Source organism: Rheinheimera sp. (genome assembly GCF_036568245.1).
Taxonomy (GTDB): domain Bacteria; phylum Pseudomonadota; class Gammaproteobacteria; order Enterobacterales; family Alteromonadaceae; genus Alishewanella.
This window is the reverse complement of record NZ_DATCSY010000321.1, coordinates 1-23,742: the sequence shown is the minus strand read 5'-3', so window position 1 is coordinate 23,742 and position 23,742 is coordinate 1. Positions and strand designations below refer to the sequence as shown.

21 protein-coding genes are annotated in these 23,742 nt (G+C 51.0%); 12 read left to right on the top strand and 9 right to left on the bottom strand.

Annotated elements, in window-relative coordinates; genetic code table 11:
• On the bottom strand, nt 1–2,160 hold a 2,160-nt coding region (locus tag VIN66_RS14370; RefSeq protein ID WP_331924624.1), incomplete at its 3' end, for a hypothetical protein.
• Nucleotides 2,161–2,281: 121 nt separating this feature from the next.
• Nucleotides 2,282–3,316 carry a LacI family DNA-binding transcriptional regulator gene (locus VIN66_RS14365; RefSeq protein WP_331924623.1) on the bottom strand — a complete coding sequence of 345 codons (1,035 nt, stop codon included), beginning with the start codon at nt 3,314–3,316 and terminating at the stop codon, nt 2,282–2,284.
• Between the two features lie 253 nt (nt 3,317–3,569).
• Here VIN66_RS14365 and VIN66_RS14360 point away from each other — a divergent pair, with 253 nt between their 5' ends.
• Genes VIN66_RS14360 through VIN66_RS14345 form a run of 4 tightly spaced genes read left to right on the top strand, consistent with a single transcriptional unit; the run spans nt 3,570 to nt 6,734 of the window.
• Nucleotides 3,570–4,436 carry a MipA/OmpV family protein gene (locus VIN66_RS14360; RefSeq protein WP_331924622.1) on the top strand — a complete coding sequence of 289 codons (867 nt, stop codon included), beginning with the start codon at nt 3,570–3,572 and terminating at the stop codon, nt 4,434–4,436.
• Nucleotides 4,436–4,816: a DUF3019 domain-containing protein gene (locus VIN66_RS14355; RefSeq protein WP_331924621.1), complete on the top strand. Its 381-nt coding sequence runs from the start codon at nt 4,436–4,438 to the stop codon at nt 4,814–4,816. The genes VIN66_RS14360 and VIN66_RS14355 overlap by 1 nt, the downstream gene beginning before the upstream one ends.
• The gene (locus VIN66_RS14350; RefSeq protein WP_331924620.1) at nt 4,816–5,508 is read left to right on the top strand and encodes a response regulator transcription factor; all 693 of its coding nucleotides are present in this window, start codon (nt 4,816–4,818) and stop codon (nt 5,506–5,508) included. The genes VIN66_RS14355 and VIN66_RS14350 overlap by 1 nt, the downstream gene beginning before the upstream one ends.
• Before the next feature lie 8 nt (nt 5,509–5,516).
• Nucleotides 5,517–6,734: an ATP-binding protein gene (locus tag VIN66_RS14345; RefSeq protein WP_331924619.1), complete on the top strand. Its 1,218-nt coding sequence runs from the start codon at nt 5,517–5,519 to the stop codon at nt 6,732–6,734.
• An 11-nt stretch (nt 6,735–6,745) separates the two neighbouring features.
• Here the strand turns inward: VIN66_RS14345 and VIN66_RS14340 are convergent, their stop codons facing one another.
• Complete coding sequence (locus VIN66_RS14340) at nt 6,746–7,420, bottom strand: DUF3334 family protein (RefSeq protein ID WP_331924618.1); 675 nt, start codon at nt 7,418–7,420, stop codon at nt 6,746–6,748.
• Nucleotides 7,421–7,476: 56 nt separating this feature from the next.
• Nucleotides 7,477–8,187: a substrate-binding periplasmic protein gene (locus VIN66_RS14335; protein ID WP_331924617.1), complete on the bottom strand. Its 711-nt coding sequence runs from the start codon at nt 8,185–8,187 to the stop codon at nt 7,477–7,479.
• Between the two features lie 203 nt (nt 8,188–8,390).
• On the opposite strand from VIN66_RS14335, the gene VIN66_RS14330 reads away from it, so the two are divergent.
• Nucleotides 8,391–9,584, top strand: coding sequence for a multidrug effflux MFS transporter (locus tag VIN66_RS14330; RefSeq protein ID WP_331924616.1), 1,194 nt, complete (start codon nt 8,391–8,393; stop codon nt 9,582–9,584).
• Here VIN66_RS14330 and VIN66_RS14325 read toward each other — a convergent pair.
• Entirely contained in the window at nt 9,581–9,733 is a 153-nt protein-coding gene (locus VIN66_RS14325; RefSeq protein WP_331924615.1) for a hypothetical protein, read from the bottom strand. The genes VIN66_RS14330 and VIN66_RS14325 overlap by 4 nt on opposite strands.
• A gap of 90 nt (nt 9,734–9,823) precedes the next feature.
• On the bottom strand, nt 9,824–11,668 hold the full coding sequence (locus VIN66_RS14320) for an SLC13 family permease (RefSeq protein ID WP_331924614.1): 1,845 nt from the start codon (nt 11,666–11,668) through the stop codon (nt 9,824–9,826).
• Nucleotides 11,669–11,827: 159 nt separating this feature from the next.
• Between VIN66_RS14320 and pyrC the strand changes: the two genes are divergently transcribed.
• From pyrC to feoB, 3 genes are all read left to right on the top strand, one after another.
• Nucleotides 11,828–12,859 carry a dihydroorotase gene (gene pyrC, locus VIN66_RS14315; protein ID WP_331924613.1) on the top strand — a complete coding sequence of 344 codons (1,032 nt, stop codon included), beginning with the start codon at nt 11,828–11,830 and terminating at the stop codon, nt 12,857–12,859.
• Nucleotides 12,860–13,006: 147 nt separating this feature from the next.
• On the top strand, nt 13,007–13,240 hold the full coding sequence (locus VIN66_RS14310; protein ID WP_331924612.1) for a FeoA family protein: 234 nt from the start codon (nt 13,007–13,009) through the stop codon (nt 13,238–13,240).
• A 53-nt stretch (nt 13,241–13,293) separates the two neighbouring features.
• A complete protein-coding gene (gene feoB, locus VIN66_RS14305) occupies nt 13,294–15,117 on the top strand; it encodes a ferrous iron transporter B (RefSeq protein ID WP_331924611.1) in 1,824 nt (607 codons plus the stop codon).
• 51 nt (nt 15,118–15,168) lie between these two features.
• On the opposite strand, the gene VIN66_RS14300 is transcribed toward feoB, so the two are convergent.
• Together VIN66_RS14300 and VIN66_RS14295 are read right to left on the bottom strand one after the other, a co-directional pair.
• Entirely contained in the window at nt 15,169–15,363 is a 195-nt protein-coding gene (locus VIN66_RS14300) for a hypothetical protein (protein WP_134052878.1), read from the bottom strand.
• Between the two features lie 106 nt (nt 15,364–15,469).
• On the bottom strand, nt 15,470–16,972 hold the full coding sequence (locus tag VIN66_RS14295) for a YifB family Mg chelatase-like AAA ATPase (protein ID WP_331924610.1): 1,503 nt from the start codon (nt 16,970–16,972) through the stop codon (nt 15,470–15,472).
• Between the two features lie 190 nt (nt 16,973–17,162).
• Here VIN66_RS14295 and VIN66_RS14290 point away from each other — a divergent pair, with 190 nt between their 5' ends.
• Genes VIN66_RS14290 through VIN66_RS14280 form a run of 3 tightly spaced genes read left to right on the top strand, consistent with a single transcriptional unit; the run spans nt 17,163 to nt 21,921 of the window.
• Nucleotides 17,163–19,457 carry an efflux RND transporter permease subunit gene (locus VIN66_RS14290; RefSeq protein ID WP_331924609.1) on the top strand — a complete coding sequence of 765 codons (2,295 nt, stop codon included), beginning with the start codon at nt 17,163–17,165 and terminating at the stop codon, nt 19,455–19,457.
• Complete coding sequence (locus VIN66_RS14285; protein WP_331924608.1) at nt 19,450–20,241, top strand: outer membrane lipoprotein-sorting protein; 792 nt, start codon at nt 19,450–19,452, stop codon at nt 20,239–20,241. Before VIN66_RS14290 ends, VIN66_RS14285 begins: the two co-directional genes overlap by 8 nt.
• A gap of 18 nt (nt 20,242–20,259) precedes the next feature.
• Nucleotides 20,260–21,921: a FimV/HubP family polar landmark protein gene (locus tag VIN66_RS14280; RefSeq protein ID WP_331924607.1), complete on the top strand. Its 1,662-nt coding sequence runs from the start codon at nt 20,260–20,262 to the stop codon at nt 21,919–21,921.
• A gap of 1 nt (nt 21,922) precedes the next feature.
• Here the strand turns inward: VIN66_RS14280 and VIN66_RS14275 are convergent, their stop codons facing one another.
• Entirely contained in the window at nt 21,923–22,477 is a 555-nt protein-coding gene (locus tag VIN66_RS14275; protein WP_331924606.1) for an SRPBCC family protein, read from the bottom strand.
• A 343-nt stretch (nt 22,478–22,820) separates the two neighbouring features.
• Between VIN66_RS14275 and VIN66_RS14270 the strand changes: the two genes are divergently transcribed.
• Nucleotides 22,821–23,573, top strand: coding sequence for a DUF4097 family beta strand repeat-containing protein (locus VIN66_RS14270; RefSeq protein WP_331924605.1), 753 nt, complete (start codon nt 22,821–22,823; stop codon nt 23,571–23,573).
• Nucleotides 23,574–23,742 lie beyond the last annotated feature (169 nt).

Below are 23,742 nucleotides of genomic sequence, written 5' to 3'. Positions count from 1 at the left end.
GCGCAGGTAAGCGCCCTGCTGTTGCGGTTTACCGTTCTGATGAAAGTATTCCGCCTCACCTTCTTTTAAGCCTTTTACATAGTTTTCTTTTTGCTGCGGCCGGCCATTTAAATGAAATAGTTGATAGCGGCCATGCGGTTTGTCGTATTCGTACTCAATTTCACTTTTCAGCTGGCCATTATCATAGTATTCCTGCGCCAGCCCATGTTTACGGCTTTCGTCGTAATGAACCGCCTGCGCCAGAGTACCGTCTTCATACCAGGCTTGCCACAAACCAAACCATTGGCCTTTTTTTAGTTGGCCCGCAACTTTGGCTTCGCCGTTGCTGACGTAAAATTCTTTATAATCTCCGGTTTTCTCGCCCTTTTCCCAGGTTTCGACTTTGTACAGAATGTTTTTGGCCGTGTAGAACCCGGCTTTACCATGCTGTTTATTCTCCTGCCAATGGGTTTTGTACCTTACGGTGCCTTCCGGAATAAAACCATAAGTTGGGTCATCGGCCTGATAGTAATATTCAATCCATTCGCCGGTTTTTTGGTTATTCAGGTAATAACCGCTACTGCGACGGCGGCCTTGATAATAATCTACAAAGCGGCCTTCAGCTTTACCGGCAATAAACTCCTGCTCGCGGCTTTTCTCGCCTTGCTGGTAAGTTACCCAGTTGCCGTGCCGTTTGTTATCAGCATAGTTACCTTCCTGCGTCAGGTCGCCATTTCCGGCCCATTGTTGATACTTACCTTCCAGAGCAAACTTATAGTCTGACGCCTTTTTCTCGCTGGCATAATGTTCCAGCTTTTGTGGCTTACCGGTATCGTAAAACAGCTGGTAGCGTCCGGTTAGCTGGCCGTCTTTGCGCTCACCCTCTTCACGCAGCATGCCGTTGATATGCCAGCTTTTGAAAGGCCCGGTTAGCTGGCCATCAACATAGGTATTGTGCTCACGCGGCTCGCCCGATGAATAAAAAGTTTTACTCAGGCCATGGCGTTTACCGGCTTTGTAATAGGACTCTTCTACCAGTTTGTCTTCTATATAGCGCTTATGTACGCCGTCACGTTCACCCAGCACATAGTTGGATAGGTCAAATAGCAGGCCATTTTCCTGATAGATTTCGCTGACACCATGCAGTGGAAACTGGCCATTCGCGCTGCGTTCTGTCGTGTGGTAGGTAACACGCTTTGATAACTCGCCATTGGGGTAATACTGCAACTGCTCGCCGGCAAACATGCCATCAATATACTGCTGTTTCTGTATCAATTGACCTTGTTCACTGAACCATTGCTGTTCACCGTGTTGCTTGCCGTCTTTAAACAGCAAGGCACTCATTAGCTGGCCATTGGCATAAAACTCACGGCATTCGCCATGCTGCGCCCCCTGCTGATAATGGCACTGCCGAACCAAAGTACCATCGGTACTGAATTGTTCGGTTAAGCCATGGCGCTTACCATTAAGGTACTGCACTTTCGCTTCTACCACATCGGCGGCAAAAAACTGCAACCATTGTCCGTGCTGCTGGCCCTGCGCATCGTACTCGCCTTGCAGCAATACCTCACCTTGCTCATTCTTACTTTGATATAGCCCGGTTAGCTGGTTGTTGGCGTATGTCCATTGCTCGGCAATCTGGCCATTTAGATGAAACGTTTGCCACACACCATGGCGCAGGCTGTTTTGATAGGTTTCGACGCTGCGTATTTTGCCATTATCATAAAAACGGCTGACGTTAGTTTTTTCGCCCCGCTCAAATTGAGTCGTTTCAATTACCTGCTGCTGGCTGTTAAAGCGCTGCCACAAACCAGTGGCAACACCGTCATCATAATGTTCTATCTGCTCAACCATGCCATCAGCACTAAAGTACTGCCACTCGCCGTGCTGCCTGCCAGATTGGTACTGCCCGCTTAAAATACGTTGATTACGCTGATCAAACACCTGCCAGCCGCCTTGCACCAGCCCCTGATCAAAACTTGCCAGTGTATAACCCTGTGTATCACGTACCAGCCGGTATTCACCCTGCAGTGGCATGCCATTACTCAGATTGTAATAAACGTCAAGCCCTTCAACCTTGCGCACATCCAACATACGGTTGGCCAACGTCTGGTTCGCCAGCACAGGCCAGGTTAGTAGCAACCCTAACCACAGCAAAATAAAGCGAGATAAGCAATACACCGGCATCTGTCCCTAATTAAGCTAAACGAGAAAACGCCGGATATTAGCACAAGGCAGTGCTAGTGTAACCAAAGTTATTAAAGGGTTAACAAAGATGCAGTATGTCAGACTGGCAAAGGTATTAGCTACTGCGGTGGAAACCGCAAGACTGACGGATGATCAGCTTAGGCTCTATCTGGTTAACGGTAATCGGCTGGTTATTAATCAGCTGCAGCAGGTTGTTCACCAGCAGCTCACCGGCCTTGGTGGTGTCCTGCTGAATAGTGCTAAGCGTAGGTGTAGCAAAAGACGCCACCGGAATATCATCAAAGCCCATTACGGCAATATCTTCCGGCACACGCAGACCATGACGTTTCAGGCAACGCATCACACCAATAGCAATCAGATCACTGGCACAGAAAATGGCGTCAACCCGATGCCCTGCTGCCAGTAAGTGGTCTGTGGCGTTATCGCCGGCACTTTCAGTAGAAATAGCGTCAAAATGCGGTACCTGGTTTTCGTCTATACCGGCAGTATTCAGTGCATCGATAAAACCGCGATAACGGGCACTAAACTCCGGGCTGCCTTCGGACGCATTACCAATAAAGGCAAATTTTTTATGCCCCGTAGCCAGCAAGTGCTCACCGGCTAAACGACCGCCCTCCCGGTTGTTACTGCGCAGGGTAAACTCCGGATGTCCCAACACTTCAGCGCCCCAGCAGACAAAATGTGTCTCTTGCGCCAGCAACTTAGCTAACTTTTCTTCATAGTCTTTGTAATCGCCGTAACCGAGCAGAATAATGCCATCGGCTTTATTACTGTCTTCATAGTCAGCATGCCAGTCATCACTTAATTGCTGAAATGATACCAGCAGATCCTGGCCACGTTTGGCGCAGGCACGGGTAATGCTGCCCAGCATCGACAGGAAAAACGGGTTAATCAGCGACTCATCGGTGGTGGGGTCTTCAAACAATAGCAACGCCAGCGTGCTGCTGCGCTGCTGGCGCAGATTGCTGGCATTTTTGTCGACTTTGTAGTTAAGCTGCCGCGCTATCGCCTGTACTTTTTCCCGGGTCTCTTTGTTAACCTGAGGGCTGTTACGCAATGCACGTGATACCGTCGACTGTGACACGCCGGCCATATAGGCAATATCGAATGAAGTAGCTTTGTCTTTCATCTGGATGCTCTGCTATAGCAGTGGCTTTACCACGACCGCGGGTACCGGTATGAACAACTCCGGTACTTATCTGTTTGATGCGCTTATCATAGTGGGATTTGCAGGTGGATTCAATTTCGTTCTGTCTGTGGCCGGATGTAGCGACGCACCAGTCAACTGTACAAATTGTGAAACATTGTTATATCCGCTTATCTGTGGCACAACTACTTGATAAACTGTCGTCGTTAAAAGTCTGTCTGAATTAAGGTGCCCTTTGCGATACTGGTTACTACTGCTATGCCTGCTCAGCACAAGCGCAAAAGCCGAAACAGCTTTGCCCTGCGCGCAGGACGAAGATTGTGTTACAGAGCAGAAACTGTATCTGAACCTTGCGCTGGGCTACGGTCAGCGCAGTAATCCGCTGCATGATGGTGACGAATTGCCTTTAGTGTTACTGCCGGATATTTATTATTACGGCGAGCACTGGTTTTTCGACAACGGCAAGCTGGGCACCAGCTTAGCGTCAACGGATAAATGGCAGCTTAGCCTGATTGGCCAGTTTAATCAGGAAAAAGGCTTCTTTCAGAAGTGGTTCGGCGGTAATGCGTTCCAGTTTCGCCACAGCTTTGCCAACTCAGGTTTTATTGATGAAACCGAAAAAGACAAAGACGTTGGCCCGCTGCAAGCGTCTGTGCGCGAGATCAGTAAACGCCCGACAGCCTATGACCTTGGCCTGCAACTGGACTGGTTTGGTGAAAACTGGCGCCTACAGGGCGTCGTCTGGCAGGATGTCAGCAATACCTATCAGGGCCAGCACGCCACTATTGGCGCCGGACGCAGCTGGCAAACAGTAACAGGAAACTGGCAATTAGGGGCCAGATTACACTGGAAAAGTGCCAAACTGATTGATACTTACTATGGCATTGATAATAATGAGCCGTTCTATCTTGACCGCTATCAAGGCAAGCCAAGCTGGCAGCCGGAACTGCGCTTAGGCTGGCAATACCCGCTGTCAGAACGGGTTGCCGTGCTGGCATTTTTACGTTACTTACATCTGGATGATGCAATGACAGACAGCCCTCTGGTGCGTACCAATCACGTAACAACCTGGTTTTTTGGCGTAAGTTACCGGTTATTTTGATGCAGGGATTCTGGTTGTTACTGGCGCTAAACGGTATTGCAGCACCCAATCCCTTACCTACAAACTGCAACACCAGTTTGTGTTGGGATGTCAGCCCGCAAATCTGTGTTACTGAGCAGCAAAACCAAAGCTGCCAGACCCGATTACAATTACACTGGTACAGTCAGACTGCACTTAATACCTGTTTGTACATGGCAGAGGAAAGACTGCACTGCTGGCAACAGGCGGAACAAGGCCACTGGCAGAATACTATCAGCTGGCAAAACACCGAACTGACACTAAGAGACAGTGATAACCGTATCCTGCTGAAAACCGAACTACAGGTAATGAGCCGCAAACCGGCCCAACGTCGTTTAAGCAGCCCATGGAGCATATTCTGATGGCAAAAATACTGTTGGTTGAAGACGATATCCGTCTGGCCTCGCTGGTACAGACTTTTCTGACCCAACATGGCTTTACGGTGCAGTTGCAAAGTCAGGGCGATGCAGTTGCTGAGCATTGCCGCCAGTTTCAACCCGACCTTATCGTTTTGGATCTTATGTTACCCGGACTGGACGGTTTTGGTGTCTGCCGGCAGATCCGCCCTTGGTTTAAAGGGCCGGTGTTGATGCTGACGGCCAAACAAAGTGATATTGATCAGGTGCTGGGGCTGGAGCTGGGTGCTGACGACTATGTCGTAAAACCGGTAGAACCGCGCGTACTGGTGGCACGGATCAATGCTTTGCTACGTCGAACCCAGACTAACAACAAGGCAGAGCAGCAGGAACTGCAGTTCAGCCGCTTGCTGTTAAAACAGCGTTCGCGCGAAGCCTGGTATGACAACGAGCGTGTTGAACTGACCAGCTATGAATTTGATCTGCTGTGGATGCTGGCCAAGCACGCAGGCCAGACGGTAAAACGCGAAGCTATTCATCAACAAATTATCGGCCGCGAGTATGATGGGCTGGATCGGACCGTCGACGTGCGTATTTCGCACCTCAGACGCAAACTGGGAGACAACGCAGAAACCCCGTTCCGCATCAAAACGGTGTGGGGCAAAGGCTATCTGTTTGTTGCCGACGCCTGGCAGTAAAGCTGGCTATGCACCGCCTGTTCTGGCACTTTTACCTGTTTATTTTTCTGGTGTTGCTCGGCACCGGCTGGGCAGTTGAGCAACTGTGGCAGCAATGGCAACCCGCGGCAGAGCCACCATGGCTCGACAGCTACACTGCCTTGCTGCAACAGCAGCTGCAGCACCCTCAAACCGAGTGGCCACAGCAAATTCCATTGACTATTTCTGCCCTGCCAGCAGACAGCATAACCTGGTTGCCGGACGAAGCCACCAAATTGCAACAAGGGCAGGTGCTGACGTTGTTTGAAGCTGAGCGGGTATATTTTTATTATCAGCAGGGTAGTCAGTTATGGCGTCTGGGCCCACTGCAGCTGGTGCAGGAAGACGGTGCTATCTGGTTTACGCTACTGTTTTTTGTGTTGCTGGCGGTCGCGGTTGCGTTGTGGCTATGGCCGGTCGCCCGTGATATCCGCGCGTTGCAACAGCGTTTGCAGCAGTTTTCTGCCGACGCTGATACCCCTTTGCAATTGCCTGCCCGCTCGTTTATCGCCCCTATCGCCCGTAGCTTCCAGCAGATGAGCCTGCAGATCCGTGAACTGCTGGCGCTGCAACGGGAAATGACACATGCCGTGTCACACGAACTTCGTACCCCTATCGCGCGGCTAAACTTTGCGCTGGAAATGGCACAGCAGTTGCCAGAGGAAGAACGACAACTAATGCAGCAGGATGTAAAAGAACTGCAGCAACTGGTTGACGAGATTCTTGACTATGCCAGGCTGGAAACCGGGCAATCGCCGTTACATAAGCAACATCTGGATCTGACCGAACTGATTGCCAATGTGCAGGAAAAGCTGACACCGTTACCCGGAGCAACTATCTCGCTGCAACTGCCTGACAGGGCCATGCTGTACGGCGATGGCCATTATCTGGAGCGCGCGCTGCAGAACCTGTTAGTTAACGCGAAAAAGTATGCAGTTAATCAGATCCGGTTGACATTACGTCAGCATAAAAGCGGCTGGCAGATTGACGTTGAGGACGACGGCCCGGGTATCCCGGAGGCGTTGCGGCAGGATATTCTGAAACCGTTTTTCCGGGCTGAAGCCAGCCGTAATAAACAGGCTGGCGGTTTTGGTCTGGGTTTGGCTATCGTGCACCGTGTAGCACAGTGGCATCAGGGCAATATCGAAGTGACAACTTCGACGCTGGGCGGCGCACGTTTTGTGCTGTCGCTGCCACAGCGCGGTTAGGGTTATTGCGGTTATAAGCCCAGATTTTTCAGAAAATCGTCATCCACTTCAACATCTGCACTGACAGTATTTTCCGGCGTATATTGCTGCGCATTCGCCAGAATATCATCCGGGTGTTCCTGCTCCGTTTTATCAAACTCATGCAGCTGAATGAATTCGGTTTTATCCATCGCCAGTTCAAGATAAAAAATGTTGTGTTCCGGTGTACTGAAGGTCACCCGCCGTGCCTGTGGCTGATCCAACTGGGTATTAACCAGAATTTGTACCTGCTTGTTAATTGCCATCATTTTCGGCTGGCTCTGATTGATTGACGTATGCAGGTCGTAGCGCACCGTATTGGTGAAGTCGCCAACTATCTGGTTCATCAACTCGCCCATAACGTTGCCGACTTCATCAGAAGTATGAAATTGCGCCAGTTCCTCTTCAGGCATTCCCATACTCATCAGATACTTTTTATAAATTTCCATTGCCGCCTGCGCGGTGAAATTAATAATGACCAAGCCTGAGAAGCCGCCATCAAACAATACAAAGCAGCCCAGATCAGGCCGCAGGCAGGTCTTCTGAATTTTTTGTACCATCGGCGAGTACGCCACGTTACTGTTACCAGCGCCAGTAAGCACCTTCGTCACTGACTGACACAGCGTCAGCAGTATTTCATCTGTCGTTATAATTTTGGTTTTTTTCATTATGAGTTTCCAGCACCATTAATGCGGACAGTATAAGCGTAATAAGGCTGCTATGGCTATTCTGTCCCGATAGCGGCCTGGTGATTATATTGTTGCAGAATATCTGACAGCTCACCGCTTAGCTGCAACAGTTCCAAGCCGCGGTTAAATACATCCCTCAATGCCGGATCCCAGCACGCCGCCGGGTAGTTTTTTTCAGTAAACAAATGATGTGTCTGTAATGTCAGTTGTGGCGCAGTTTTGTTGGCCAGATAGTGCAGCACTCGACGTTCACCTATAACCAGATCCACTCTGTTACTAAACAGCAACTCTAACTGCAACGCACGGTCAGCCAGTTCCAGATAATTGGCATTAGCCACCGCCGCCCTGAACTCAGCGCCTAGCACCTGCAGTGCCTGCTGATAGGCGACAATACGCTTTCCCGCCAGTTGTTGCAGACTGCTAATCTCGGCGGATGACGACGCCAGACTTATCACCACATCCTCAAATGGCAGATAAGGTAGCGTATAACTCGCTCCCGCCACCGGCACTGCAACCGGTGAGGCACAATCCAGCTTTTTATCACTAAACTGCTTCAGCAAACGGCTGTAGCTATGCAGTTCGTACTCGACCTTGAAGCCCGCCCGGCTGAAAATACGCGATACCAGCTGATACTCAATGCCATCCAGCTCTTTGGTATCGTTATAAAATGACCAAGGGGCAGATAAATGCAGCCCGAAGCGAACCGGCTCTGCTGCCGGCACTGTGAAAGCCAGCAGTAATGTCATTAAACTGATAAACCGGAAGAATAACTTCATTACCTACACAACAGAATTTGCTTATATACCCCTATTTAACGGCTTTGCTTGACCAAATGCAAACCCGGCTCTGCCTGCAGACATATTTGTTAACCCATTTTTACACACGCACGTTAGCTGCTGCCAGTAAAAACGCGTATCATAAGGCGCCGCGAAATTAAGAGCCTGAATCAATGTCACATAAACCTGCTGGCTGGATTATTCTGTTACTGGCCTCCGTTATTGCTACCACACCTTTGGCAATTGATATGTATCTTCCTGCAATGCCGTTGATGGCGCAGCAGCTGGATACCACTATAGGTATGGTGCAACAGTCATTAAGCATCTTCCTGGCTTTTTTTGGTGTCAGCATGCTGATATGCGGTCCGCTGGCAGATAATCTGGGGCGCCGGCCACTGGCTATTTTTGGCCTGACGGGTTTTGTGCTGGCCAGTATTGCGCTGAGCCTGGTCAGTTCTATCGAATGGTTCCTGGTCTGGCGTGCTGTGCAAGCGCTGTGTGGTGCAGCGGCAACTGTCGTAGTGCCAGGTATAATACGGCATATTTATCAAGAACATACTGCCAAGGGTATGTCTTATGTTTCGATGATTATGATGCTGGCCCCGCTGTTGGCGCCGGCAATTGGCAGTGGCATCTTGTGGCTGGCCAGCTGGCAGATGATCTTTGTTACCCTGGCAGGCTATGGCCTGTTGGTTCTGTTACTGAGTTGGCGTTATCTGCCAGAAACTAAAAGCGCAGTGGCCCCGACAGTGAAGCCATCCTTCCTGTCGGGCTATAAAGTAGTATTCTCCAATGCCTCAGCCCGGCCGGACATTGCCACCTCGATGTTCGCATCCTTTTCGTTTTTCTGCTTTCTGACTGCCGTACCTTTTGTTTATATTAAGTTTTTTGGCGTCAACGAACAGCAGTTCAGTTTACTGTTTGGTGTAAATGTCGTGATGCTGATGCTGGCCAACTTTATCAACAGCAGATTAGTGGTAAGGCTGGGGCCGCAGCGTATGTTACGCTCAGGTCTGGCCGTAGCGATTGTCAGTGCCAGTGCACTGGCAATGTTTAACTTCTGGCAGTTTGGTTTAGCATATACCGTGCTGTCGATAGCACCTTTGATGGCCAGCCTGAGCCTGATTGCAACCAATGCCGATGCAATGATTCTGATGAAGTTTCCGGACAACAGTGGCACCGCAACAGCTGTGATCGGCACCTTACGCTTTGGCATTGGCTCGCTATCTGGTCCGCTGCTGGCATTATTCTATAACGGCACCCCACTGCCATTTGCCCTGTTGATGTTATCTGGCGTGCTGTGCATTGCGGTCAGCCAGCTGTGGCATAAGACCACAGCACCGGCGGTAACAGCGACAGCCGACTAGATCTTGCAGGCTCCACCGCTGCACTCATCATCATCATCGCCAAATTGTGGTTCGTCAGCACGCTCAAGCTCCGCTTGCTGCTGACGTTCAACATTATGTTCTGCCGCGGCAAAGTCGAGGTGATCCAGGTCGAAATCTAAGTCGTTCATGTGTTTTTCCTGCGTTAAATGTTGCGTTAACTGGCATTGCAACCTTGCAGTGTCAGGTACGCCCAGAGTGTAGCAAAATGTCACTGCAGACTAAAGCGGCCAGAAGTACAGTAACGCCGGTACAGACACCGCCACAACTATCATTTCCAGCGGCAGTCCCATACGCCAGTAATCACCAAACCTGAACCCGCCAGGGCCCAGGATTAATGTATTGTTCTGATGTCCAATCGGCGTCAGAAAAGCACAGGAAGCACCAATGGCAACCGCCATCAAAAAGGTGTCTGCGCTGGCATCAAGCTGAGCCGCAACACTGATGGCTATCGGGCACATCACGGCTGCTGTCGCAGCATTATTCATAAAGTCAGACAACGTCATCGTCAGTACCAGTAAGATGGCCAGCGCGACGATGGTGCTGCCTGCTGACGCATATTGCAGCAACCACTGAGCCAGCAGTTCCGCTGCACCGGTACTTAACATCGCCTCCGCCACGGGTAATAACGCGGCCAGCAGCACGATGACCGGCCAGTCAATGACCTGATACACCTTGCGGATCGGCACTGCTTTAAACAACATACTGGCCAATAACGCCGCGGCAAAAGATACTGCTGCCGGCAATAACCCCAACGCTGCTCCCGCCACGGCGGCGCACATAATACCGCCGGTCAGCCAGGCCCGGCGTTTGTCAGGCACATTAATCGCCCGCTCTGCCAAGGGCACACACCCAAACTCACTGGCAAAACTGCTGAGTACCTGTGCATCCCCTTGCACCAGTAACACGTCGCCGGCGGCGATCTCGGTGCGACGTAAGCGTTTAATTGACCTATTGCCACTGCGCGACAATGCCAGCAGGTTGATACCAAAATTGCTGCGCAGGTTCAGATTCGCAGCCGAGCGCCCGATAAGCTGTGCGCTGGGTAATACTGCCAGCTCCAGCAGAACCATATCGTCCGAGTTCATCGTGCCATTACCGCTATCAGTGTCTTCCTGCGGTTCAGTTGCTGCGTTGTCCTGCGATTCTGATTTTGCTTCAGCCTCTGCATCGGCCCGTGCTGTTTCTTCCAGTGTCAGGCCAAGCTCTGCCAGCAACGCACCTAAGGATTCCGGTTCAGCTTCTATCACCAGCACGTCGTCAGCTACCAGCCGCCGGTATCCGGCGGGCACTGTTACCCTGAACTTATTGCGCACTAAGCCAATAACCTGTGCATCAGCGTCTTCCAGCTTTTGTTCAAGTTCGGCCAGGCGCATACCATCCACTTTACCCTTAGCTGTCACCCGCACTTCAGTCAGATAGTTCGCGGTATCAAAGCCCTCAATCCCTTGCTGCTTGCGCTTCGGCACCAGGCGCCAGCCCAGCAATACGATAAAGCATACGCCACTCAGCGCCACCAACAGGCCAACCGGGCTGAAATCAAACATGCTGAAACCACTGCCCTGACTGCTGTTACGAAAGCCGGAGACAATAAGATTTGGCGGCGTACCTATCATCGTTGTCATGCCACCCAGAATAGAGCCAAAGGCCACTGGCATCAGGATCTGTCCGGGCGGAATAGCCAGCTTAACCGCCGCCTGCATTGCTACCGGCATCAGTAATGCCATCGCCCCCACGTTATTCATAAACGCAGACAATACCGCGACCAGTGCTGTCAGCAAGCTGATGGTGGTCATTACGCCGGCTTTGGCCGGTAGTACCCGCCTTACCATCGCATCGACCGCGCCACTGCTTTGCATGGCATAACTTAGCACCAGCACGCAGGCTACAGTAATAACCGCCGGGTGGCCAAAGCCATTAAAGGCTTCGTCAGCCGGCACCAGCCCGGCAAATATACAAGCCATCAGCGCTGCCAATGCTACAACGTCGTGACGCCAGCGCCCGTATATAAACAGGCCAATGGTCATCAGCAAAATGGTAAACAGCAACGCCTGCTCTGTAGTCATGTTGTTAAATTCTCTGGTTAAATAACCGATAGTGTTCACACTAGGCTGAACGCTGACTTACTGCAATACATCAGCACAGTAATTTCCCCGCTGGCAGATAATTGCTACAATAGCGCCGTTTATTTACTTTCACTTTATTCAGCCAGCAGGAGCCACTTTATGACCACCTTAACTATTCAGACTCCGGACGACTGGCACCTGCATTTCCGTGATGGCGATATGCTACGCGAAACTGTGCCGGCAACTGCACGCCAGTTTGCCCGGGCAATAGTAATGCCCAATTTAGTCCCGCCGGTAACCACGGCCGAAATGGCCCTGGCGTACCGTGAGCGGATACTGGCTGCCCGTCCGGCCGGCAGCACTTTTGAACCATTAGTCACGCTGTACCTGACCGATAAAACCAGCACTGCAGATATTATTGCGGCAAAACGGGCCGGCATCGTTGCCGCCAAACTGTACCCGGCAGGCGCAACAACAAACTCAAGCCATGGTGTCGGTGCTCTGGACACGCTGTATCCGGTATTTGAAGCCATGGCTGAACAGGGCATGCTGCTATTAATCCACGGCGAAGTGACAGATCATGAAATTGATATATTTGACCGTGAGAAGGTCTTCATCGACCGCTACCTGCAACATATTGTAGCCCGCATCCCGGCATTGAAAGTGGTGTTTGAACACATTACCACTGCTGATGCTGCCAGCTTCGTCGCACAAAGTTCCGCTAACGTGGCAGCGACCATCACGCCACAGCATTTACTTTTAAACCGTAACGATCTGCTGGTAGGCGGCGTCAGGCCACATAACTACTGCTTGCCGGTGCTTAAACGGCGTACACATCAGGAAGCGCTGCGCGCCGCTGTCGCCACCGGCTCAGCTAAATTTTTCCTTGGTACCGACTCGGCACCGCATGAAAAACACCGCAAAGAATCAGCCTGTGGCTGTGCTGGCTGTTACAGCGCCCACAGTGCAATAGAACTGTATGCGCAGGTCTTTGACGATTTAGGTTGCCTGGACAAGCTCGAAGGCTTTGCCAGCCATTATGGCGCCGACTTCTACGGCCTGCCGCGCAATACAGGCACCGTTACACTGGTAAAACAGCAGTGGCAGGTGCCAGCTGAAATTACACTGCCAAACGGTAATCCGATAGTGCCGTTTTATGCCGGTGAAACCCTGAACTGGAAACTTGTATAACCCCAACAGGTACGGCCGCAATTGAACCTGCCAAATAGTGATTTGGCAGCTTTTTTCATGCCAGCTCTTGTTGCCTGCGCCGGCTTGTGGCATAACAGCAACCTGTTAAATGACAATTATTTCTATTCTCAATTTAGTATTTAGCTTATGAAAACACTATGGGACATGCCGCGCGGGCAAACGGCTGAGATTGCTGCTATTACCCAAACCCTGCCAAAGCAGATCCAGCAGCGCCTGTTCGAAATGGGCTTTGAACCTGGCCGCGCGTTAACTTGCGTGCAGCGCGGGCCCTTTTCCGGCCCTGTTGTGGTCACCGTGGCTGACTGCGTGTATTCGCTGGAACAGGCCATTGCTACTGAGATCCATATCCGCAGCATCTGAGTGCCCGCTGGTAGAGGATGTTGTATTAGCTGAATGTGAAAACAGGTTGTGTTATGAAACGTATTATTCTGGTAGGCAAACCAAACTCTGGTAAAACCCTGTTGTTTAACCAGCTTACCGGCTTGAAACAAAAAGTTGCTAATTTCCCGGGTGTAACAGTAGAGCTGAAAAGCGGTCAGTTTGCCGGTTACCAGGTGGTCGACTTCCCCGGTGCTTACTCGTTACATACGCTGTCTAAAGATGAGCAGCTCGCAGTAGACAAACTGCATGAAGCGCTGTTGGACGACAATACCGCGCTGATTGTCTGTAACCTAGATGCAACACGGCTGGAAAGCAGTCTGGTATTTGGCCTGCAGGTACAGCGCCTGGCAAAGCAGCATAACAAAGCGCTGATCTTTGCCCTGAATATGATTGATGAACTGGGGCGTTTCGGCCACCGCATCGACACTGACGCACTTAGCAAGCAGTTGGGTAGCCCGGTATATGCTATTTCTGCCCGCACCCTTGAAGGTATCGCTGAATTTAAAACCGCTTTGCAACAGGACGCGGCTGCAGCCAGCGCTATTCCGCAGCTGTCGGACTTGCGCCCGGATGAAGCCAGTGATCTGAAACAGGCCAGGCAACTGGCAGCTGAGCACGGCATTAAAGATACTGTAGTGCTGAAGAATCAAAACCGTATCGACAGTTTTATGTTAAACAGCATCAGCGGCAGCGTGATGTTTCTGCTGGTGATGTTTTTCCTGTTCCAGAGCATCTTCACTTTCGCCACACCGCTGATGGATGCAGTGGAAAGCATCATCGCTTATATTGCCGAAGTGCTGACTGAAGCCTTAGGCCCGGGCGTGATACACGATTTTATTAACGATGCAGTATTTGGCGGCCTGGGATCATTTTTGGTGTTTGTGCCACAGATCATGGTGCTGACGCTGATTATCGGCCTGTTGGAAGACAGCGGCTATCTGGCACGCGCTGCGCTTATCTGCCACCGCCCGCTGAGTTACTTTGGCTTATCCGGCCGTAGCTTTATACCCTACCTGTCAGCGCATGCCTGTGCAATTCCAGCCATAATGGCTGCCCGCACCATAGAATCGCCACGCAAACGGCTGATTACCATGCTGACCATTCCGCTGATGTCTTGCTCGGCGCGTCTGCCGGTATATGCGCTGTTAATTGCCGTGTTTATCCCAGATACCCAGTATCTTGGCGGTCTGGTCAATTTGCAGGGTATTGCGTTTTTTGCCCTGTATTTCACCGGCATTTTAACTGCACTGCTGATCAGCCTGTTGCTGTCACGTTCACAGAAAATTGAACCCACAGCTACCGACATGCCTTTTATCCTGGAGCTGCCAACCTACCGCCTGCCGCACTGGAAACCGCTGCTGCAGCGCGTACTGCAAAGCGGTAAACAGTTCGTTTATCGCGCCGGTCCGGTTATTTTTGTCGTGTCCGTCGTGATTTGGGTACTGAGCTATTTCCCCGCCGGCGGTGACGATCTGGCCCATTCTTATCTTGGTACTATCGGCCACTTTATTGAACCGATATTCGAGCCTCTTGGGCTGGACTGGCGCTATGGCGTGGCTATTTTATTGTCGTTCCTGGCGCGTGAAGTATTCGTTGGCGCCCTGGGTACGCTGTTCGGTGTAAGCAATGCGGATGAAAACGTGGCCGGTCTGGCCGGTAATATTCAGCAGGATGGTCTGGCGCTGGGCGCCGGTCTGGGCATTTTGCTGTTCTATGTGGTGGCACTGCAATGTGTGGCGACGGTAGCAACATTAAAAGCCGAGACAGGTAATAACAAGCTGGTGATAGGTGTAGTCGTTGCCTACGGTTTGCTGGCTTACCTGTTAGCCGCCATTACATATAATCTGGTCGGTTGAGGCAACAAGCTTAGCCAGGTAAGAACTTAGCCAGATAAAAAGCCCTGCCGGTTAATCCTGCAGGGCTTTTTCATATTCAAGGCTGAACTGATCAAACTCTGATGCCGACATACTCAGCACAATGTCCGTGGCTGAAAAATACAGCTCACCCAGGTTCTCAAAATAAATTGGCTGACCGTATTGCTGGGGAGACAAGCGCCGTTTAGTTTCGGTATTACATAACTGCCCGTTTTCACTAACCCACATCTTTCTTTCCTTAGATAAAATGTACACGGAGAATAAACAACGCCATTTTACCTATTTACGCTCTGTTGTAAACAATATGAAAAAATACAACACAACATAATAGCAATCAATTTTTCAAATAACTTATTAACCGCTCTAATGCGCGATAGCTCAGCGCCTCCATTAAATGTGCCCGGCTAATCTGATGTTGTTGTTGCAGATCTGCAATACTACGCGCCACTTTAATAATCTTATGATAAGTACGGGCAGATAATTTAAAGCGGTGAATAGTATCTTCAAGAAAGCGAGCATCGGCCTGTTGTAAAGGGCAAAAATCGGCGATTTCACTGCCACTTAGCCTAGCATTAGCTTTTCCCTGTCGTGCCAATTGTAACTGCCGAGCTGCCAGCACCCGCTCCCGCACACTGGCGCTGCTTTCTTCCTGCGTATGCTGACTCAACATCCCCTTAGGTAACAGCGGCACTTCAATCTGTAATTCTATACGATCAATAAAAGGGCCTGATAATCGGTTCAAGTAGCGCATGACTTGCTCCGGTGTAGCACGGCCATCCTGATGGTGTCCGGTTGGGCTTGGGTTCAATGCCGCCACCAGCTGAAACTGCGCCGGAAATTCCGCCTGCCGCGCAGCACGGCTGATATGCACGACACCGGTTTCCAGTGGCTCGCGCAGCACATCCAACACTTTACGCGGAAACTCCGGCAGTTCATCTAAGAACAAAATGCCATGGTGAGACAGCGATATTTCCCCGGGACGCGGCACTGAGCCGCCACCCACCAATGCCACGGCTGAACTGGTATGATGCGGGCTGCGAAACGGTCTTTGCTGCCAGTCGGTTAAGTTACGCTGCAAACCAGCAATCGAATATATAGCTGCGGTGGCTAACGCTTCCTGTTCTGTCAAAGGTGGCATAATTCCCGGCAGACGCTGCGCTAACATCGATTTACCGGTGCCGGCTGGGCCCAGCATCAGCAAATTATGTTCACCTGCTGCCGCTATCTCCAGCACACGCTTGGCATGGGCCTGGCCTTTCACATCAGCTAAATCTGGCTGTGAAGTTACCACCTTGGCTGGTAACGCCGGTATAGCCGGTAATGCCTGCTGTGCCAATAAGAAACTGTGCACCTGCAGTAAATGTTCTGCACCATGCACGGCGACTTTGGGCACTTGCTGAGCCTGCTGCGCATTTAACATCGGCAGCACCACTTCGCGACCGGCATCGCGACAGGCAATAGCAACCGGGATCTCACCCACTATTGGCCGGATCTCCCCTGATAACGCCAGCTCGCCACAAAACTCATAGCCGAGCAGGCTTTTCTCTGCCAGCTGGCCCGAAGCAACAATAATGCCCAGCGCAATAGGTAAATCAAAACGGCCGCCTTCTTTGGGCAGATCTGCCGGGGCTAAATTAACCGTGATTTTCCGGTCCGGAAAAGCAAACCCGCTGTTTACCATAGCGCTGCGCACGCGGTCACGCGATTCTTTGACAGAGGTTTCTGGCAGCCCCACCAGTTGAAAAGCCGGCAGGCCATTACTGATATGTACTTCAACGGTAACCAGCGGCGCATCTAAACCATGACGGGCGCGGCTGAACACAACGGCCAATGACATCCTGTCTCCCTGGCGACAATAGAAATAAAAGATAAATAATGTTTAGCATAATGTTAATAATAAACAAGGCTAAATAATCTGTTTAGCTTACAGCCCGATAGAGACTACACTGGATACCACAGCATGGATGCATACAGTTATCAGCCCAAGCTGTTGGCCGGATTGACGAAATAGGTTTTTGGAGCAGCATATGAGGCAACGTTGGTTAAGCTGGGTTTTGGCGCATCCATGGCAGGTTCTGCTCAGTACGGCCTTGCTGGTGATCCTGATGAGTGCCGGTATCGGTAAGCTGGCTTTTCGTGGTGATTTCCGCATCTTTTTTTCAGAGCAAAACCCGCAGTTGCAGGCATTCGAGCAGATGCAGGATGAGTTTAATAAAACTGATAACATTTTAATTGGCGTAGCCCCCGCAGAAGGTACGGTGTTTAGCGCCGATATGCTGACACTGCTAAAGCAACTGACTGATGCGGCCTGGCAAACACCGTATTCTATCCGGGTAGACTCAGTTACCAACTTCCAGCACACCGAAGCGGATGCTGACGATTTGCTGGTTGAAGACCTGCTACTGGATGCCTCGCAACTAAACACAGACAAAATCGCCAAAATTGAACGGATTGCCCTGAGCGAACCAGCCTTGGTCAACCGGCTGATATCTACCGACGGCCGGGTCGCAGCGATTAATATTACCGTGCAACTGCCTGAGCAGGACAAGAATAAAGAAGTGTTTGATGCTTATGAGTATGCCCGGCAATTAACATTGCAATTTAAGCAGCAGTACCCGCAGACGGAGTTTCATCTGGCGGGTGTGATAGCGATGAACCATGCGCTGGCGTATGAAGCCGAGCACGATGCCAGAACGCTGATCCCTTTTATGTTTGTAGCCATAGTGCTGATGCTGGCACTGCTGTTGCGCTCGGTTTCGGGCGCAGCAGCAACTATTGTGATCATTGCAATCACTATTACCAGCACACTGGGTCTGGCCGGTTGGGCCGGCATATTTTTAAGTACCGCGACCGTAAACGTGCCAACCATACTGATGACACTGGCGGTGGCTGATTGTGTGCACATTATTGCCTCGATGCAGTTTGCACTGACACAGGGTGAACAAAAATCTGCCGCCATTCAATACAGTATGCAGCGCAATCTGGTACCGGTCTTTATTACCAGCTCAACCACTGCAATTGGCTTTTTAACGTTAAATTTTTCCGAAGTGCCTATACTGGCAGACCTTGGCAATATGAGTGCCGTCGGCGTCATGCTGGCGTGCCTGTTCAGCCTTGTGGTGTTGCCGGCGCTACTGCAGTTATTACCGCTTAAAGCCGGTAAGCAACAGCAGCAAAAAGATAGCCTGATGGATGCGCTGGCCGGTTTCATTATCCGCCGGCACAATCTGTTACTGCCAGCAATGCTGATATTAATGCTGGGGTTCTCTGCCCTTATTCCACTGAATAAAATTAACGATGAAGCGGTAAAATATTTTGCCCCTGAAACCCAGTTTCGTCAGTCGATGGATTTTCTGGATCAGCACTTAAGCGCATCTGCCTCTGTCGATTTTGCCCTGCACAGCGGTGAAAGCAGTGGCGTAAACCAACCAGAATTTATTGCCGCCGTAGAACAGTTCAGCAACTGGCTGAAGCAGCAGCCAGATGTTATCCATGTCAATACCGTCAGCGACACCTTTAAACGGCTGAACCAGAATATGCATGGCGACGACCCGGCGTACTACAAACTGCCCGCTCAGCAAGACGAAGCCGCGCAATATCTGTTGATGTACGAAATGTCGCTGCCGTACGGGCTGGATTTGAATAATCAGCTCAATCTGGATAAAAGCGCCACCCGTATTACCGCCTCGTTGAAGAATATGGGCAGCAAAGAAATTACCCAGTTTGAGCAAAGTGCGCTGGCGTATCTTGCCAGCCATTATCCGCAATACCAGGCCAGCGCAGCCAGCACAGCGCTGATGTTTGGTTATATCGGCGAGCGTAATATGGCGTCGATGCTAAAAACGCTGCCGCTGGCACTGGTGCTGATTTCATTGCTGCTGATTTTCAGCCTGCGCTCCTGGCGCATGGGGCTTATAAGTTTACTACCCAATATAGCTCCGGCGGCTATCGGCTTTGGGATCTGGGGCTGGTACAGTGGCGAGATAAATCTTGGGTTATCGGTTGTCGCCAGCCTGAGTCTGGGTATTATTGTCGATGACACCGTGCATTTTCTGGCCAAGTATCAGCATGCACGGCAGGAAGGGCGGGATGCAGAAGCCGCTGTACGTTATGCTTTTAACAGTGTCGGCCGGGCGCTGTGGATCACCACTGCTGTGCTGGTAATAGGTTTTAGCGTCCTGATGTTATCCAACTTCCGGCTGAATTCTGATATGGGTCTGTTAACGGCTATTATTATTCTGACTGCGCTGGTGATTGATTTCCTGTTTCTGCCAGCCTTCTTACTGAAATTTGACACCAAGGACAGCAAACGTCATGCGTAATTATTTACTCACACCACTGCTACTAATCAGTTTGGGCCTGGCCTGGCAACCGTTTAGTTTGGCGGCCGATGAAGCCAAAGGCCTGCAAATAGCCAAAGAGCGTAAAAGCCGCGACATCGGTTGGGGTGACAGCGAAAGCCAAACCACTATGGTGCTGCGTAATGCGGCCGGTGATGAAAGCCGCCGCGAAATGCGTACTGCTGCACTGGAAGTACAGGGTGATGGTGACAAAGGCCTGACCATATTTGACGAGCCGCGGGATGTACGTGGCACAGCCTTTCTAAACCATTCGCATCCAACAGCTGAAGATGATCAGTGGCTGTACCTGCCTGCCGTCAAGCGGGTAAAACGGATAGCGTCGCGCAATAAGTCCGGCCCCTTTATGGGCAGTGAGTTTGCTTATGAAGATTTAAGCTCCTTTGAAATCGAAAAATACCGCTTCAATTATCTGCGGGACGAGCCATGCGGTGACAGTAACTGTTTTGTACTGGAGCAAATACCGGCAGATGAGTTCTCGGGTTACAGTAAAAGCATTGCCTGGCTCAGTCAGCAACATTATCAGCCGGTAAAAGTTGAGTATTACGACCGTAAAAATACCCTGCTTAAAACACTGACCTTACAGGATTATCGCCAATATCTGGACAAATACTGGCGGCCACATAAACTGAGCATGGTAAATCATCAAACCGGTAAAAGTACGGATTTGCTGATTCATAAAATTGAGTTTAACACCGGCCGCACCGCGGCAGACTTTGATACCAATGCGCTGCAACGGGTGCGTTAGCAGCAGGATAAGCCAGTAATGCACAGATTAATACCCTGCGTTGCCCTGATAGCAACACTGGTAACCGCCGTCCCGGCGCAAGCAGAAAGTGTTGTACTGGGCCCGGTACAAAGCACGGATACCTTGTGGAAACTAGCCACCCAGGCCAGACCTGACGAGGGTGTCGCTATGGTACAAGTGGTCTATGCGCTGTGGCAGGCCAACCCTGATGCCTTTAGCGGCCAGAATATTAATATGCTGCGTGCCGGTGCGCAGCTGAATGTACCGCAGCGCAGCGAGATGCTGGCCACCCCGGTCGCCAGAGCCAGACAGTGGTACTATCAGGCTATTGCTGCCAAGCCCGGTCGTCTGGCGAAAGAGCCGGCGCCAATAGCGAAGGAAAACACTATCCCTACCAGTATGGCCACGGTAAAAACTGATGCCGCTGTACATCAGCCTGCCCCTGCGACACCGGTTGCGGCAGCGGCAACGCCAACAACACCATTACACACAGCGCAGCCCAGCAAACCGGCAACAAGTAAAGCGACAATGCCGGAAACAGCCGATGAAAGCTGGCTGCAACAGTTAAGCCGCGATTACACCCTGACACTGCAGCAACGTTATTATCCACAGCAAGGCGAACAAAGCCAGGCAAAGTCTCACAGCAGCGTCGCCTTCAGTGCAGAATGGGTATGGCAGAGCGAAGACCGCAATCATCAGTTGGCGTTTGAGCCTTATCTGCGCTTTGACCAGCGCGACAGCGAGCGTAATTTGGTCGATTTACGCCAGGCTTACTGGCAATACGCCGGTGATGGCTTTGACGTCAAAGCAGGGGTTGATATCGTATTCTGGGGGGTGACCGAGTCTCAACACCTGGTCGATGTTATTAACCAGACCGATTTAGTCGCCCATGTCGACGGTGAAACCAAACTCGGCCAGCCGATGCTGAACTGGAACCTGTATGGTGCTGGCGGCACCCTGTCGATGTACCTGCTGCCGTATTTCCGCGAGCGCACTCTGGCCGGTGCCGATGGCCGTTTGCGGCCACCTTTGCTGGTCGATACTGATCAGCCGCTGTATGAATCAGAGCAGCAAGAAAACAACCTCGATTTCGCCCTGCGCTGGAGCAGGCAGTTTGACGCACTGGATCTGGCGTTAAGTTATTTTGAAGGTAATAGCCGCGAGCCGATACTTGTGCCAGGCCAAAACAATGAATTGCAGCCGCTTTACCTGCAAATGCAGCAGCTGGGCCTGGAAGCCCAACTGATTAGCGGCAGTTGGATCTGGAAACTGGAAAGTATTTACCGTAAGACCCGGCAGCAAGATTTTGTTGCGGCCACCGCAGGCTTCGAATATACCCAGGTTGGCCTGTTTGACAGTGACTGGGATTTAGGCTGGATTGCTGAATATCAATACGATAGCCGGGATGAACAGGCAACCCTGCCCGGGCAGAACGACATTTTTGTCGGTACCCGCTTTGTTGCCAACGATGCAGCTGGCAGTGAGATCCTGCTGGGTCTGGTGCAGGACCTGGACAACAGCGACAGCCGCAGCGGCAAAATCGAGGCCTCAATGCGGCTATCTAATAACCTGCGGCTGCGGCTCGACGCCTGGTTTTTCCAGAGCGATACAAGCTGGGAACCGCTGTATTACATCCGCCGCGATGACTACCTGCAGCTAAGCCTGGATTACTATTTCTGAACTAACCCGCTCCCTGCGCCGGCGGCGCTTCGAGGATCAGCTTCAGGTTATCCAGCCCCTGTTGTAAATCTGCGGCTATGATGGCCTCAACATCCATCACCAGCAACATCAGGTTCATCGGATAAGGCATATGGCCGGCAAAGCCCCAACTAACCCGGGTTTGATCCGGTGCTATTGCCTCGGTTGTCATATACGCAGGTGAAACCGCTTCAAACGGCTGATAAAAGCGCAGCTCAAAATCTATCCGCTCTGCTTCTTTAATCGCTTTAATTTCCTGTTCACCGCTGCCGACATCCGGGTTATCACTTTGCCAGGCCGAGACAAAACCAACAGTGCCATCGACACCGCGGTAAGATTTCTGCATATTCGGGTCCATCGCTGCCCAGACACTGAAATTGTCCTGATTGCCGAGGAAACGGATATAGTCAAACACCACCTGCGTCGGTTGTTGGATCACTACCTGCGTTTCTACTTCGTAATCCTGCTTTACAAACAACGCTGTAACCAGCGGTATTGCCAGCAGAATGCCAAGCACCAGCAATATTTTCTTTATCATTGTGCATTATCCTTATTGTTATAGCTGCGCTGACTGCGTTACCGGCACAACATTGCTTACCGCCATGCGGCAGCGCCGCTGCGCGGTGCAAATTTCCGCTTAAACATAGCTGGCTTTTTGTTAACACTCCAGCTTGCTACGAAATAGCCAGCCCGGCGGCTGCAAAATAGCCTAATTCACCAGATATTAGCGTGAAAGGCTAACAGAGCGGCAACACTAAAACCGTTAAATCTATATATAACAATGATTTAAATTCAGGCACTGATTTTGCTTCAGTTTTACTATCCAGACAGCAGATTAAACAATCTCACCACTATTTCCACATACTTTACAAGGAAGCGAAATGAAAACATCTGTTCTGACAATTGCCGCCGCCACCCTACTGAGTGGGTGTGTTATTTACGTTGGCAACGGCCACGCCGGTGATCTGCAACACGAAGAGCGCACTCTGGCATTGGGTGCCGCCGACCTTAAGCAACTGGTAGCCGATACCGGGGCCGGCAAACTCGATATTATTGGTGAAGAAGGCCGCAGTGACGTTGAAGTCGTCGCCAATATTTACTACTACGACGCTGAAGACGTTCGCCTGTCACTGGTTGACAGTGGCAGTAATGCCAAGCTTGAAGCCGGTTTCGACAAGTCGTTCTATTCTGGCAACAGCCCTTATATCGATCTGACAGTAAAAGTGCCGGCACGTTTTAGCCTGAAACTGGATGATGGCTCCGGCGATACCGATATCCGAGGCCTGAAGGGCGATTTGTATGTTGACGACGGTTCCGGTGATTTACAAATCCAGGGTGGCGCCAACGCTGTGATAGAAGATGGCTCCGGTAACCTCAGCATCCGCCAGCTCAGCGGCAAACTGCAGGTAGGAGATGGCTCTGGCGATCTGCATATCAGTGACGTAGCCGGTGATGTCAGCATTGATGATGGCTCAGGCGATCTGACCGTTAACAATATTGGCGGCACGGTAACGGTAGATGATGGCTCAGGCGACATTCTGGTTGACGGTGCTGCAGGCCTGACCGTTGTGAACAGTGGTTCGGGCGGGTTAAAAATCAATGCCATTAACGGCCCGGTGAAAATTGACGATTAAACACATAAATTTGTTTTATTTTATGCTGCCGCATTTGGCTTAAGGCAAAACTGCGGTAGCATTACGCCTTTGTGCTTAGCATTCAGGCGTTATGACAACCGACACAGCTTTTCCTCTTAGCCAACAGCAACTGGAACAATGGTTTGACGCGGTGACGTTTCACCGTGCT